This window comes from Daejeonella sp. (assembly GCF_017495225.1).
Classification (GTDB): Bacteria; Bacteroidota; Bacteroidia; order Sphingobacteriales; family Sphingobacteriaceae; genus Daejeonella.
In genome coordinates, this window is record NZ_JAFEIG010000027.1 from 1 (window position 1) to 14,496 (window position 14,496).

Genomic DNA, 14,496 nt, shown 5'->3' on the forward strand with positions numbered 1-14,496 from the left:
TGTCTCTGCGCCTTTGCTAGATCATGTCTGGGAAAATCCCCTTGAATCTGCGAGAAACAAGAATCCTCCACCTCCGATTCAAAATTCAAATCTGCTACACGCACAAAAAAATGCTCCCGCAGATTAACGCGGATGAGCGCAGAAACAATCTGCGGAATTCTGCGATATCTACGGGAGAAATTGGCTGGTACGGTGACAAGACCGACCAGAGGGTAGCGATAGCTTGCATTAGGGGGTAGTAGTACCTTGACAACACCACAGGATAATTATTATGCTAGCATAATAATTATTTTTTATGGGCTTCAAATTAGCTTCAAAAAAAAATAATCATTAAATTTAAGCATGGCATTTATACTCAGCGACACCCCATCCATTGCGAATCATTTTATTGCAGAATTACGTGATTCGGAGATTCAACAAGACAGTATGCGCTTCCGCAGAAATATGGAGCGCTTAGGTGAAATATTTGCTTTTGAGATCAGTAAGGGCATGAATTTTGTCGAAACAGAATTTGAGACTAGTCTCGGGACCGCCCCCATTGATATTTTAAAAGAGCAACCCGTATTAGCTACGATACTGAGAGCGGGTTTACCTTTACATCAGGGTATGCTCAATTATTTTGATAAGGCCGACTCGGCATTTATCTCGGCCTATCGTAAAACTACCAAGGGCCATGATTTTATCATTGAGATTGAATATATCTCAACACCCTCCCTAAATGATAAAATTGTGATTATGGCCGATCCGATGATAGCTACCGGCGAAAGCATGGTTTTATGTTGCAAAGAATTATTGCAAAAATATAAGATTAAGGAGCTTCATATTGTGGGAATTATTGCAAGTAGACTGGGCCTAGAGCATATAAAAGCAAATCTTCCTCATGCAAAATTATGGATTGGTGCCTTAGATGAGGAGCTAACCACCAAATCTTATATCGTACCAGGCTTGGGCGATGCCGGCGATTTAGCCTATGGCGTGAAAGAATAATTTTAATTCAATTTATTTTAATGCTTAGCCTAATATTAGCGTATTTTTGAAAATATATTTATTTTAATGCGCTACAAGCACCTTTTTTTCGACCTCGATCATACCATTTGGGATTTTGATAAAAATGCAGAAGAAACCCTGCATGAACTCTACCACACCTATAAACTGCATGATTTAGGGCTACACTCGGCCGATCAATTTATTGAAACCTACACCCAAAATAATCATCAGCTATGGGCGGATTATCACCTTGGTAAAATCACGAAACAAGTACTTCGCAAGACCCGCTTTTCTAAAACATTTATTGATTTAGGGATTTCTCCAGAATATATTCCTCATCAATTTGAGGATGATTACGTAAATATTTGTCCCACAAAAACCAATCTCTTCCCTAAGACTCATGAAACCCTATCTTATCTTAATAATAAGTATAGTATGCATGTGATTTCCAATGGATTTAAAGAATCTACGGAGATGAAAATACATAATAATGGTTTAGGAATTTACTTCGATAATGTAATTATCTCGGAAGTTGTGGGGATAAACAAGCCAGATAAAGCTATTTTCGAACATGCATTGAGCCTTGCTGATGCTCATGTTTCTGAAAGTATGATGATAGGCGACAGCATTGAAGCAGACATTAGAGGAGCTCAAAATTTTGGGATGAAAGCAATTTATTTTAATCCCGAAGGCAAAGAAGCACCAGAAGATGTGGAGCAACAAATTAAATGCCTGAGCGACTTAACAGAATTTTTATGAGTGTTGAACGAAGCCACCAATCCTTACTGCATGCAGTAGTTGTATATGAAAATCTTCTTGCAGAGATCTCTGAAGAGGTTTTTCAAAAAAATCCTGAAGATGGTAGTTGGTCATACTCCGAAACCTATTCGCATATTTTTTCGTCGGGCTTATTATCTCTTACCGCCATTCAAACCTGTATTGAAGGCAAGGGAATATTAAATAAAAAGCCGATTTTTTGGGCTGCGCGACTTATCTTATTTTTCGGGAGCTTCCCGCCGGGAAAAATCAAAGCACCCAAAAGAATTGCAGCCTTGGCAAAAAAAATCAGTAAAAAAGAGGCTGAAGATTTGCTAGTTAAATTTAAAACTCGATTAGCCGAAATTCAGGAGCAGATACAACTAGCAGATCCCAATCAAAAAGTTGAACATCCACGTTTAAAGCTACTAAATGCCCAGCAATGGCTCCGATTTATTGAAGTCCACACCCTTCATCACATCAAGCAGCTTAAACGTATTAAGAAGTCTTTAGCTCATTAATTATCATTGGTTTTTACAATGTGTGATAACTTTCAAAATGATAAGTACATTAAACCTCTTTTTAAACCCTTTTAAACCCTTAATATCAATATTGCATCTAAATTTTATTGCTAACTTTGATTATTAAATCTAATTTTTCTAGAAAATCAATAAAATAAATGATTCAGCAGTTCAGAAGCATTAATCCCCTAAATATCATTTTATTGATTTTCATTGCTTTTCTGTTGAGAATAGGTGTTTTTATCAATTTACCGCAGGAGACTGCTTTTGAATTTAGTGATTTATTTTCTAGGCTATTATTAAATATCCCACAGAAAAATAATATTAGTCCCCTAAGCAACCTCCTCTTTTCACTTCTAATATTAATTGTTCAGGCATTGATATTTAACCGAATAATTAATGCTTATAGTTTGTTGGGCAAGCAGACCTTCTTGCCAGCCTTACTATATTTAACCACAGGGAGTTTACTCAGCCCTTTCTTAGTTTTAAGTCCCACTTTAATTTGCAACTTCCTGATCCTGATCATGATAGAGCGGTTTTTAAGTATCTATAAAAAACAACAGGTGAGTTCTGTGATGTATGATTTAGGAATGATTGTTGCCTCAGGCACCATACTTTATTTTCCTTTTATATCTATGTTACCCTTGATTTGGATTAGCTTAGTCATATTCAGACCATTTAATTGGAGAGAATGGATGTCAGTAATTGTGGGCTTCATGACTATTTTCTTTTTCTTGGCGGTATATTATTTTTGGAATGATTCTTTAGTTCAATTTTATCAAATTTGGATTCCTTTGGCAAGTAAGTTTCCTACTAATTTCAATATCAATTTTTACGATTCTTTCGTATTAATTCCCGTAGCAATTATTTTAATTCTTGGTTTTTTCCATATTCAGAAGAATTTTTTTAGGAGTGTAGTGCATTTACGTAAATCATTTCAGCTACTTTTTTTCATGTTTATTCTTGCTTTGGCATCTTTCTACTTGAAATCGACACTAGTTTTATATCACTTTTTATTGTGCGTGCCATCCGTTGCAGCTTTGATGGCTTATTATTTTCTGCATGCTAATCGCAGATGGCTTTATGAGAGTTTATATTTCCTGCTTATTGGATCCATTGTTTACCTCCAATTTTTCTAAACCATCGCTTTAACCTTTTTTAACACAATGAGGTGGCGTCACTTTCAAAAATTGAATAGATTTGTAATATGAAATTGAAATGTAATTTTAGTTCGGAACAAATAGCTGTTGCTTGGTCGCAAAGTGCCCAATTAAGGTCTATTGAGTCGAATTTTTTCATTCAATTTCAAAATAAGATTCCTTTGTCGATGCTGATTTTTACCATTAATCTCTAACCTTTCAATGGCGCAACTGGTAATTGATATAGGCAATTCGCGAACGAAAGTCGCTGTTTTTCAAGGCAAAAAACTGGTAAAGCTTGATAAGGTAGAAAAGCTCGACTTAAACATCTTAGCTCAGTACCTTGAAAATCCCGAAATAACACATAGTATCATTTCTTCCGTAAATGAGGATATCAGCATTTTGGAAGATTTGCTCAAAGAAAAAACAGATTATGTCCGATTTTCGGCTTCTTTGCCAAACGGAATAATCAATAAATATAAAAGTCCGACAACCTTAGGCCTCGACCGCCTAGCGGGAATTTTAGGCGCTAAATCCCTCCTTCCTAAGCGGAATTGTATGGTGATTGATGCGGGGACGTGCATAACATACGATGCGATTGATAAAAATGGCATGTATGAGGGAGGAAGTATTTCTCCTGGTTTAAATATGAGGCTCAAGGCGATGCATCAATTTACAGGAAGGCTACCAGAAATAGCCTTAAGTGAGTATTCAGACTGGCAAGGTTATGATACACCAAGCGCCATGCTGTCGGGGGTAGTAAACGGAACTCTAGCCGAGATTAAGGGCTTTATTGAGCTTTATAACTCAAAATATTCTGAATTGGAGGTGTTTCTCTGCGGTGGCGATGCGATTTTTTTTGATTACAGGCTTAAAAATAGCATCTTTGCACACACTTTAAAAACCGAGCCCGATTTGGTACTTATTGGTTTAAACGAAGTTATCCAACAAAATGATTAAAAAAGTTAATAGTATATTTATTTGCCTACTGCTGGCAATGGTTTGTCCGGCAATGGCACAAATTACGTCTAGTTCTCCTTATTCACAATTCGGACTTGGGGATTTGAAAGGCTCATTTTTACCCCAAAATAGGGGAATGGCAGGATTAAGTCAGGGGGTACGCAAGCCAGGTCTTTACGATAATATTAATTTAGCAAATCCAGCTTCATATTCAACTCTACAGCTAACTACTTTTGATGTAGGTGCTTCCATGGATATTCGTCAGTTGAGTAAAACAGGGATTACCGGTAAGAAGCAGTTCAATTCTACTTTGAGTCACATTACTTTTGGAATGCCGGTAAATCGATTTTCGGCAGTTAGTTTTGGTTTATTGCCTTATACCGATTTGGGATATAAATTCAGTAATTCAGGACTAGTAGATACGAACAAAGTAAATTATATCTATTCGGGTGAGGGGGGAGTATCAAAAGCTTATTTAGGTTATGGATTTAAATTGGGTAGGAAATTCAGCTTTGGCTTCAACATGGCTTACCTTTTTGGTAATTTAACACAGAGCAGAGCCTTTGAATTTGCCAATGAACTTACAACAGTTTTCAATTCACGTACTCAGTATAGTAACGCAGTGGGTGGATTGAGTTTTGACTACGGACTACAGTATTCTGCGGATTTGAATACTGAGTCTAAATTCATCTTCGGTTATACCGGAAACGCAGGAGGCAACCTAAACTCTAAGAATAATATTGTTACTACCCGTTATAAAAAGGATGTTTTAGGAAATGAATTGGCTACGGCTGATAGTACTTTTTTTGCAGAGGGTGCGAAGACTAAAATTAAAATGCCAATTTCACATAGCGCAGGTTTTGCATTCGAAAAGACTAATTCTTGGTTGATTGGTGCGGATATTCATTATAGCAGGTGGTCGGATTTTAGAGAGGGAAATGTTAATCCTGGATTAAATGATAGTTATGGGGTTGTAGTTGGCGGACAAATTACTCCAGATGCGAATTCTGTTTCAGGTTATTTTAAATTAATAGATTACAGACTTGGATTTAAATACGATAAAACCTTTGTTCAGGTAAGTAATAATGATATTAACCAATATGCTGTTACATTCGGATTTGGTTTCCCATTACCACGTAACAGATCTAGTTTTTATAAGATTAATCTTTCAACAGAGATAGGTAATCGTGGAACAATGGCGAATAACTTAGTGCGCGACCGTTACGTAAACATTCATCTTGGCTTCACACTTAATGATAAGTGGTTCCAGAAATCTTACATTGAATAATTTATGAATATCCGGCGCTGCATATTCGGTGCTGTTTTTTTCCTTGGGATAGTTCTGCAATTTGCTTGTGAGAATAATTTGAAGGATGTAGAAAAGATTTCTGCAAAGAAATTGCTCGTCCCAGTAGATAAATCTGTTGGAGTAGAAATAATTTATAGCGATTCTGCTCGCGTAAAAGCGAAGCTCATTACCCCCGAACTATTAAATTTTAAGACTGAAAAGCCCTACATCGAAATGAGTAAGGGTGTTACGGTGATCTTTTATGATCAAAATCAGCAAGAGACTAGCAGAGTAAAATCAGATTATGCCATTCGTAGAGAACGGGAAAATAGGGTAGAGCTAAAGCGTAATGTGGTGGTTACCAATATTAAAGGCGAAACGTTTAAGTCGGATGAGCTAATTTGGGATGAAACCTTAAAACGATTTTTTTCCGATAAACTCGTTACTATTACTTCTAAAAACAATATACTGCACGGTACCAGTTTCTGGGCTAATGAAGATTTTTCGTACTATGAGATTGTACAATCAACTGGGGATTTGAGCTTGGGTTCTGGGTTAAACCCGGAATGATTGGGGGGACAAGTACAGCGACCTCTGACTGCCGTCCTATAAAAAATATACGTCATTATTTACTATGAGTGAATAGGCGCTTAGTATCCCCCGCAGGCGGGGGAATAAAAGGGGGTGGAGTCTGGATAGTAGAAAAATAATTTGTGCTATTCCTCCCCCTACCCCCTCTAGAGGGGGACATATGCACAGCGACCTCTGACTGCCGTCCTATAAAAAATATACGTCATTATTTACTAGGTTGAATAGGCGCCTAGTATCCCCCGCAGGCGGGGGAATAAAAGGGGGTGGAATCTGGTTGGTAGAAAAATAATTTGTGCTATTCCTCCCTCTACCCCCTTTAGAGGGGGACATATGCACAGCGACCCCCTGCAATCGCGCTACAAAAAATACATATCATTATTTACCAGGTTGAATAGGCGCTTAGTATCCCCCGCAGGCGGGGGAATAAAAGGGGGTGGAATTTAGCTAGCAGGAAAATGCTTTTTAAAAAGCCTCCCCCTGCCCCCTCAGAGAGGGGGACATGCACAGTGACCTCTGACTGCTATTTAAAATTTTTAAATTTATTTCTGATCTTTTCCCATAATCCCTTCACTATCAAAATCATTAATTTTTAGATTATCTAATTTTCTCTTGTTTATTTTTCAAATTTTGTATCTTGCGCCCTCTTTTAAGAATTAGTATAAAAAATACGGATATGGGAATAATGAGTTTTTTGCGGAACCGTGCAGGGATAATCATCGTTGGGGCTATTGGTTTTGCAATTGTTGCTTTCTTAGTAAGCGATGCAGTGCAAATGGGTGGTTCATTTATGAATGCCGGCCAGACAGAAGTTGGTAAAGTAGACGGTGAAGCTATTGATATAGTGGAGTTTAACGATTTGGTTGAACAAAGTTCCAATAACTTTAAGCAACAAATGGGACAGTCAAATTTAGATCCTCAAATGACTGCTTACATCATTGAAAATGCCTGGAATCAGTCGGTTTCTAAGATTCTTTTGAAGAAAGAAATTGCACGTTTAGGTCTGCAGGTAGGTAAAAATGAGATGAATGATATGGTAACAGGAAAAAATCCTGATCCACAAATTATTCAAAATTTTGGTGATCCTCAAACAGGCAAAGTAAACAGAACACAGCTGAATGCCTTCCTTGAAAATGTGAAGACGCAGCCAAGCGATAGTCCTGTAAGCTTACAATGGTCAGCTTTTCTATTAAACCTTCGCGACAATAAAATCGCACAGAAGTATGGCAATTTGATCAAAAATAGCATCTATGTTACTGCTCTTGAAGCAAAAGAAGATTATGGTCAGCGTAATAAATTGGCTAACTTCAATTATGTAAATCTTGATTATGCTTCAATTCCTGATAATCAGGCAAAGCCTACGGATCAAGATTATACAGAATACTACAACGAAAATAAATTCCGTTTCAATAATCCAATTGAAACCAGAAATTTTGAGTATATTGTTTTTGACGCTAATCCTTCAAAAGCAGATTCTGCTGAAGTAATCGCTGCAGTGCAAAAAGTTGCTGCTGATTTCAGAGCGAGCAAAAATGATTCTTTATTTATTAACATTAATGCTGAAACAAAATTACCAATTAGCTATGTGCGTAAGGGTCAGTTAGATCCAGCAATAGATTCTTTGGTTTCTAGAGCATCTGCAGGTAGCTTCATCGGACCAGTATTCTCAAATGGAGTGTACAAAATGGCGAAGGTATTAGATGTTAAAGTAGGACCTGATTCAGTAAAAGCAAGTCATATTTTAATAAATCCAGCTTCTGAAGGTGGAATTGATAAGGCAAAAGCGAAGGCTGATTCAATTAGAAGCCTAATTGCAGGTGGTGCAAGCTTCAGCGAATTAGCTGCTAAATTTGGTACAGATGCTTCTAAAGACACTGGCGGTGACCTAGGTACATTCGGAAGAGGTGCTATGGTTCCTGCATTTGAAGAGGCAGTATTTAATGGTAACACTGGCGATTTAAAAGTAATCACCACTCAGTTTGGAGTTCACGTTATCAAAATCAATGCTCAAATAGGTTCTTCAAGAGTTGCTAAAGTGGCATTGCTTGATAAATCACTATCTACAAGCAGCAAAACTCAGCAAGACGCTTATAAAAAGGCTACTGCGTTCCTTGCCGCAGCTAAAGATGATAAATTGTTTGATGAGGAAGCTAAGAAATTAGGATATTCTAAGGTAATTGCTGATAATATTGTTGCTACTCAGGCATCAATACAAGGATTAAATAGCGCACGTGAGATTGTACGTTGGGCTTTCGATGCAGATAAAGGCGATGTTTCAAACCAAGTTTTTGAAATGGAAAATAAATTTGCTGTAGCTAAGTTGATTGATGTCTTGGAAAAAGGCACTTTACCTTTAGAGCAAGTTAAAAAGCGTATTGAGCCTCTTGTTATCAGACGTGTAAAAGCTCGTATGTTAAGCGAGAAAATGAATAAAGCATTAGCCGGTTCAAAATCAATTGAGCAAGTGGCACAAAAAATTGGAAAGCCTGTTACTCCAGTTCAAAATATCGTGTTTGCTAATCCTGTAATTCCGGGACTTTCACAAGAAAATAAAGTAGTAGGTACAATTTTTGGGTCACAGCCAGGTAAATTATCAAAATCTATTGAAGGCGAATACGGAGTATATGCTTTTGTAGTGAATGGATTTACAAATCCTGCACCGCTTACAAACGTGTTTAAACAAAAGGTTCAAGTAGCACAAGGCATTCAGCAGCGTGCTGCAGGTGAAGCCTTTAAAGTTTTACGCGATAAATCTGAAATTAAAGATAATCGTGTTAAATTCTTTTAATACCTTATTTCATTAAATTGCATCCGGAAACGATAATATCGCTTCCGGATTTTTTGTTTAAAAGGATATCATAAATTAGATTTCAAAACGTTCAATAATTTTTAAGAAATGGACATTCAAGAAAATATAGTCAATAAGGTAGCGCAAAGCGGATTGATAAGTCTCGATTTATCGGAACTTTACCCTGCTGGTGAACGTTTTTTTTATGATATTAAGGATAATCTGTTCCACGGACTCATGCTTAAAGAAAAAGATTTTAGAGAGTTTGTGAAGGAACATGATTGGGAAAGCTATGCGGGCAAGCATGTAGCTATTGGCTGCTCTGCAGATGCCATTGTGCCTACATGGGCTTATATGCTTCTGGCAAGCAAAATGGCTCCTTATGCAAAAACGGTGGTCTTTGGCGATCTAAAAACACTCGAAACAGTCCTTTTTGATCGCGAATTAAATAAATTGGACATGGAAAAATTTCGTGATCAACGTGTGGTAGTTAAAGGATGCGGAGAAATACCTGTCCCAGATTCAGCATATATTGACATTACTAGTAAATTAAATGCTGTAGCTAAAAGTATTATGTATGGTGAGCCCTGTTCTACGGTGCCGATATTTAAGCGTTCTGGTTCCGGGTCAAGCCCGGAATGACAAAGCGGGTCAAGCCCGGAATGACAAAGCGGGGGCGATCATGGAATGACCTTGGTGTGTTTTTGTCATTGCGAGGAGGTACGACGAAGCAAACTCATGTTAGCAGGAATGAGATTGCTTCGCTACGCTCGCAATGAACTGGGTCAAGCCCGGAATGACAATCGGGGGCGATCATGGAATGACTTTGGTGTGTTTTTGTCATTGCGAGGCACGAAGCAATCTCCTCTGGAAATCTAAAATGTGTTTTTTTTCGATTGATTTTATTTATTGCAAAGGATTGAAATCCATTGCTACAAAATGGGTCGTCCCGATGGGACTGGTAAATAGTGCTTTACTCGTAAATAAAAGAGCCATAGGCTCGACCCATCTTTAAAGGCAGGAATTTATTCCTGTTCTTCACACAAGATGGGTCGTCTAGACTGTCCATAGAGTTAAGTGAAACGTCTCTACGGATTTTACAATAATGGGAGTATCCAGACTCCCCTAAATTCAGTAATTAAATAAGGTGGAATCTAACTGGCAGGAAAACAATTATTTCTTCTCTTCTTCCTACACTCTTTTGAGAAGGACAAGCATTGCCCTCCCAATAATGGCAAAATTATTGCTTACATAATGCTAAATTTGCATTCATAAACATGATAAATAAAAAATTCTTATTTATAATTCTGCTTTTAAACAGTTCTGTAATCTTCGCGCAAGCGGTTAAAAACAATGGAGAGCCGGTATTTAAAGTAGGGGAGCGCCTCGACTACCGACTTCGCTATGGTTTTATTACAGCTGCTGAAGCATCCATTCGAGTAGAAGAAACTACCGCTCAATTTGATAATAATCCCGTATTTCACCTCATTGCCGAAGGTCGCACGGCGGGATCATTCAATATTTTCTATAAAGTGAGAAACCGCTACGACTCTTACGTGGATAAGAAATCAATGACTCCCTACCTCTATACCGAAAATATCCGCGAAGCCAATTATCGCCGAAATGATAAGGCTCGCTTTTATCAAGATGAGAAAAAAGTGGTGTCCAATAACGGGACTTTCAAAGCTAAGGGACAAATATTTGATGTAGTTTCAGCTTATTATTTTGCCCGAAATTTAAATATTAACACCCTCAAAGAAGGAGATACATTCAGCCTCGATTACTTCCTACACGATGGTATCAGCAAAATGGATATCCAATATGTTGGTAAGGAAGTGGTGAAAACTTCTCTTGGATATGTACGCTGTATTAAATTTAGTCCATCAATACAGCCCGGCAGAATCTTTAGAAAGAATAGTAAATTATATCTTTGGATCACGGATGATGCCAATCGCATTCCCGTGAAAGCTCATGTAGAAATTTTAGTAGGCTCGGTTACGCTGGAGTTGATTAATGCCGAGGGACTAAAATATACAATGGGGACTGCTAAAAGATAAATTATGATTGAAGTTAAAAATACCCTGGTTCACGAGGATGTGGTGCGTGAAAATTTTGTATGTAATCTCAATAAATGTAAAGGTATTTGCTGCATTGAAGGCGATTCCGGAGCACCTCTAGAACGCTCAGAACTAGCTATTCTCGAAGAAATTTATCCCATCATCAAACCCTACATGACCGAAAAGGGAATCGCTGTAATTGAAGAATTTGGCACCCATGTTAAGGATTTTGAAGGCGATTATACCACGCCATGTGTGGATACCAATAAGGAATGTGCCTATGTGATTATGGAGAATGGCATCACCAAATGTTCCATCGAAAAGGCCTATGAAGATGGCAAAATAGCATGGAAAAAACCTATTTCTTGCCATTTATACCCTATCCGAATTACCAATTATCCCGAATTTGAAGTCCTGCATTACGATCGCTGGAATATCTGTAGTCCCGCTTGCAGTTTCGGAAACGAGCTAAAAGTGCCTGTATATCAGTTTCTTAAGGAGCCTTTAATTCGTAAATACGGTGCCGAATGGTATCAGGAATTGGTAGATAAAGCAAAAGCTGAATCGAATTCTCTTTGATTTCTCCTTAATTTTTAGTATATTATTTTCTTTATTCTCAAAATAAGTCAATTACCTTTGAAGGATATTCATAAATTAATCCACGGATTTTAGATTAGGATAAACAAGCAATGAAAGGAATTATACTCGCAGGGGGCTCGGGGACGAGGCTGCACCCATTAACGCTCGCAGTGAGCAAGCAATTGATGCCGGTTTATGATAAGCCGATGATTTATTATCCGCTATCTACCCTGATGCAAGCGGGTATTAAGGATATCCTAATTATCTCTACGCCTCATGATCTTCCTCATTTTGAGAAGCTTTTGGGCGATGGTAAGCGTATTGGCTGTAATTTCTCATATGCCGAGCAAGCAATTCCGAATGGATTGGCGCAAGCCTTTGTTATTGGCGAGCAATTTATTGGGGATGATGATGTGGCTCTAATTTTGGGTGATAATATTTTCCATGGGGATTCTATTAGTAACCTCCTGCCAACCATTCAACATCCGGAAGGAGGGGTAGTTTTTGCTTATCAAGTTTCTGATCCTGAGCGCTATGGTGTGGTGGAGTTTGATGCAGATTTCAATGCATTATCTATCGAGGAGAAGCCGGTCAAGCCGAAATCAAATTATGCCGTTCCTGGATTATATTTCTATAATAATTCGGTGGTTGAGATCGCCAAAAATATAAAACCCTCACCTCGAGGAGAGTATGAAATCACGGATGTAAACCGCGAATATCTGAAACAAAATAAGTTGAAAGTAGGAGTATTGAGTAGGGGTACTGCTTGGCTCGATACAGGTACTTTTAATTCGCTCATGCAAGCTGGTCAGTTTGTTCAAGTTATTGAAGAAAGACAAGGCTTGAAAATTGGCTGTATCGAAGAAATTGCTTATCAGATGAAGTTCATCGATAAAGAACAACTTAAAAAAATCGCCGAACCGCTGGTTAAGAGTGGCTATGGGGAGTATTTGTTGGGCTTGGTGAGGTAGGGAAAGTTTGAAAGAGGGTATTTTCATTGTGCTTTGCTGCTATTCCTCCCCCTGCCCCCTCTAGAGGGGGACATGCACGGCGACCACTACCACTCCGCTAAATTATACCATTCAATTTTCTAATTTTATCCCCCTATATTTACCCACATCAAAAAAAAATATGCTTTCTCAACTGTCGCCGGAAATAAAAATAGCTATCGTCGGACTCGGATACGTGGGTTTGCCGCTGGCGCTGGCTTTTGCGGAAAAGTATCAAGTAAAAGGTTTTGATCTCAATACCCAGCGAATCAACGCTTTGCGCGAAGGGACCGATCAGACCAATCAGGTTAGTAAAGAGGAATTATCGAGTTCTAAACTACAAATCACTAACCAAGCTTCCGAACTTGCGGATTGCCAAATTTATATCATCACAGTCCCGACGCCAGTGGATCAGCATAAAAAACCTAACCTAGAGCCTCTACTCAGCGCTTCAAAAGCAATAGGAGGGATGCTCAAAAATGGCGATGTCATCATTTATGAATCTACTGTTTATCCGGGATGCACCGAAGAGGATTGTGTACCCATCTTGGAGCAGGGAAGCGGACTCAGATACAATCAAGATTTCTTTTGTGGCTATTCCCCAGAGAGGATTAGTCCCGGTGACCCCATCCGAACCCTCAAAAATATCATAAAAATCACCTCGGGATCCAATGCAGAAGTGGCAAGTTTGGTGAATGATTTATATGCGTCAATAATTACGGCTGGCACTTTCCAAGCCTCCTCCATCAAAGTAGCAGAAGCATCCAAAGCAATAGAAAATGCGCAGCGCGATGTTAATATTTCTTTCGTGAATGAGCTAGCTCTCATTTTCGATAAAATGGAGATTGATACGACTGAAGTCCTGGAGGCGGCATCAACCAAATGGAATTTCTTGAATTTTAAACCTGGATTAGTAGGAGGGCATTGCATCGGTGTAGATCCCTATTATTTATCCTACAAAGCCGAAAAATTGGGTTATGTGCCTCGCGTTATTCTCTCTGGAAGGGAGGTGAACGATCAAATGGCTTCCTTCGTGGTGAATAAATGCCTAAAGCTCATGGTGCAGAAAAATGTACAACCTATAGGTGCCAAAGCCCTTGTGATGGGTATCAGCTTCAAAGAAAACTGCCCTGATATTCGAAATTCTAAAGTGATAGATATTATTACTGAATTAAAGCAGTTCGGACTGGAAGTTGATGTGCATGATCCGCTTGTTTCGAAGGAAGAGGTGTTAGATATGCATGAAATTTCTCTAATTGAGGATATTTATCGAGAAGACTATCAGTTAATTATCCTAGCTGTAGCCCATCAAGAATTTTTGGGTATTGATTTTGGGAAATTGAAAAAGGGAGATACTGTGCTTTTTGATACAAGATCGGTGTTGAAGAGGGCTTGGGTTGATGGGAGGTTATAAATCTGTTACTATTCGGCTACTGGGATATTGGGCTATAATTCGATGGGCTTCACCACATCGGTCAAGTATGGCGCCCCTTCAGGGCTAGGATTGCCTAGGCGTATAAAATGCCTTTATATCGTTATCCAAGCTCTGATAGGGCGTTATGTGTATGATCGATGGGCTTCACCACATCGGTCAAGTATAGCGCCCCTTCAGGGCTAGGATTGCCTAGGCGTATAAAATGCCTTCATATAGTTATCCAAGCCCTGACAGGGCGTTATACCCTAGCAAGGTGGTAACGCCCCTTGCGATTTACCCTAGCAAGGTGGTAACGCCCCTTGCGATTTACCCCAAAATGCGGTACCGCCCCATGCCTTATATCCCCAGATAGGCTATGTGTATGATCGATGGGCTTCACCACATCGGTCAAGTATAGCGCCCCTTCAGG

The 14,496-nt window shown here is 38.7% G+C and carries 13 protein-coding genes; all 13 read left to right on the top strand.

Features of this window, described 5'->3' with window-relative positions; translation table 11 throughout:
• Positions 1 to 342: 342 nt before the first annotated feature.
• Positions 343 to 987, top strand: coding sequence for a uracil phosphoribosyltransferase (gene upp, locus QZ136_RS11090; protein WP_291403491.1), 645 nt, complete (start codon positions 343 to 345; stop codon positions 985 to 987).
• Between the two features lie 66 nt (positions 988 to 1,053).
• Positions 1,054 to 1,746, top strand: coding sequence for a YjjG family noncanonical pyrimidine nucleotidase (locus QZ136_RS11095; RefSeq protein ID WP_291403493.1), 693 nt, complete (start codon positions 1,054 to 1,056; stop codon positions 1,744 to 1,746).
• Positions 1,743 to 2,264 (top strand): DinB family protein, encoded by a 522-nt coding sequence (locus tag QZ136_RS11100; protein ID WP_291403495.1) that lies wholly within the window; start codon positions 1,743 to 1,745, stop codon positions 2,262 to 2,264. The genes QZ136_RS11095 and QZ136_RS11100 overlap by 4 nt, the downstream gene beginning before the upstream one ends.
• A gap of 158 nt (positions 2,265 to 2,422) precedes the next feature.
• On the top strand, positions 2,423 to 3,403 hold the full coding sequence (locus tag QZ136_RS11105; RefSeq protein WP_291403497.1) for a DUF6427 family protein: 981 nt from the start codon (positions 2,423 to 2,425) through the stop codon (positions 3,401 to 3,403).
• Between the two features lie 222 nt (positions 3,404 to 3,625).
• Positions 3,626 to 4,363 (top strand): type III pantothenate kinase, encoded by a 738-nt coding sequence (locus QZ136_RS11110; RefSeq protein ID WP_291403499.1) that lies wholly within the window; start codon positions 3,626 to 3,628, stop codon positions 4,361 to 4,363.
• Positions 4,356 to 5,651 (top strand): hypothetical protein, encoded by a 1,296-nt coding sequence (locus tag QZ136_RS11115; protein WP_291403501.1) that lies wholly within the window; start codon positions 4,356 to 4,358, stop codon positions 5,649 to 5,651. Before QZ136_RS11110 ends, QZ136_RS11115 begins: the two co-directional genes overlap by 8 nt.
• A 3-nt stretch (positions 5,652 to 5,654) precedes the next feature.
• The gene (gene lptC, locus QZ136_RS11120) at positions 5,655 to 6,221 is read left to right on the top strand and encodes an LPS export ABC transporter periplasmic protein LptC (RefSeq protein ID WP_291403503.1); all 567 of its coding nucleotides are present in this window, start codon (positions 5,655 to 5,657) and stop codon (positions 6,219 to 6,221) included.
• Between the two features lie 703 nt (positions 6,222 to 6,924).
• Positions 6,925 to 9,027 carry a SurA N-terminal domain-containing protein gene (locus QZ136_RS11125; protein ID WP_363245261.1) on the top strand — a complete coding sequence of 701 codons (2,103 nt, stop codon included), beginning with the start codon at positions 6,925 to 6,927 and terminating at the stop codon, positions 9,025 to 9,027.
• Positions 9,028 to 9,135: 108 nt separating this feature from the next.
• Complete coding sequence (locus QZ136_RS11130) at positions 9,136 to 9,669, top strand: DUF2480 family protein (protein ID WP_291403507.1); 534 nt, start codon at positions 9,136 to 9,138, stop codon at positions 9,667 to 9,669.
• Between the two features lie 635 nt (positions 9,670 to 10,304).
• Positions 10,305 to 11,084 (top strand): DUF3108 domain-containing protein, encoded by a 780-nt coding sequence (locus tag QZ136_RS11135; protein ID WP_291403509.1) that lies wholly within the window; start codon positions 10,305 to 10,307, stop codon positions 11,082 to 11,084.
• A gap of 3 nt (positions 11,085 to 11,087) precedes the next feature.
• Positions 11,088 to 11,663, top strand: coding sequence for a DUF3109 family protein (locus QZ136_RS11140; RefSeq protein WP_291403511.1), 576 nt, complete (start codon positions 11,088 to 11,090; stop codon positions 11,661 to 11,663).
• Positions 11,664 to 11,773: 110 nt separating this feature from the next.
• Entirely contained in the window at positions 11,774 to 12,634 is an 861-nt protein-coding gene (gene rfbA, locus QZ136_RS11145) for a glucose-1-phosphate thymidylyltransferase RfbA (RefSeq protein ID WP_291403513.1), read from the top strand.
• Between the two features lie 160 nt (positions 12,635 to 12,794).
• Positions 12,795 to 14,066: a nucleotide sugar dehydrogenase gene (locus QZ136_RS11150; protein WP_291403515.1), complete on the top strand. Its 1,272-nt coding sequence runs from the start codon at positions 12,795 to 12,797 to the stop codon at positions 14,064 to 14,066.
• Positions 14,067 to 14,496: the final 430 nt, after the last annotated feature.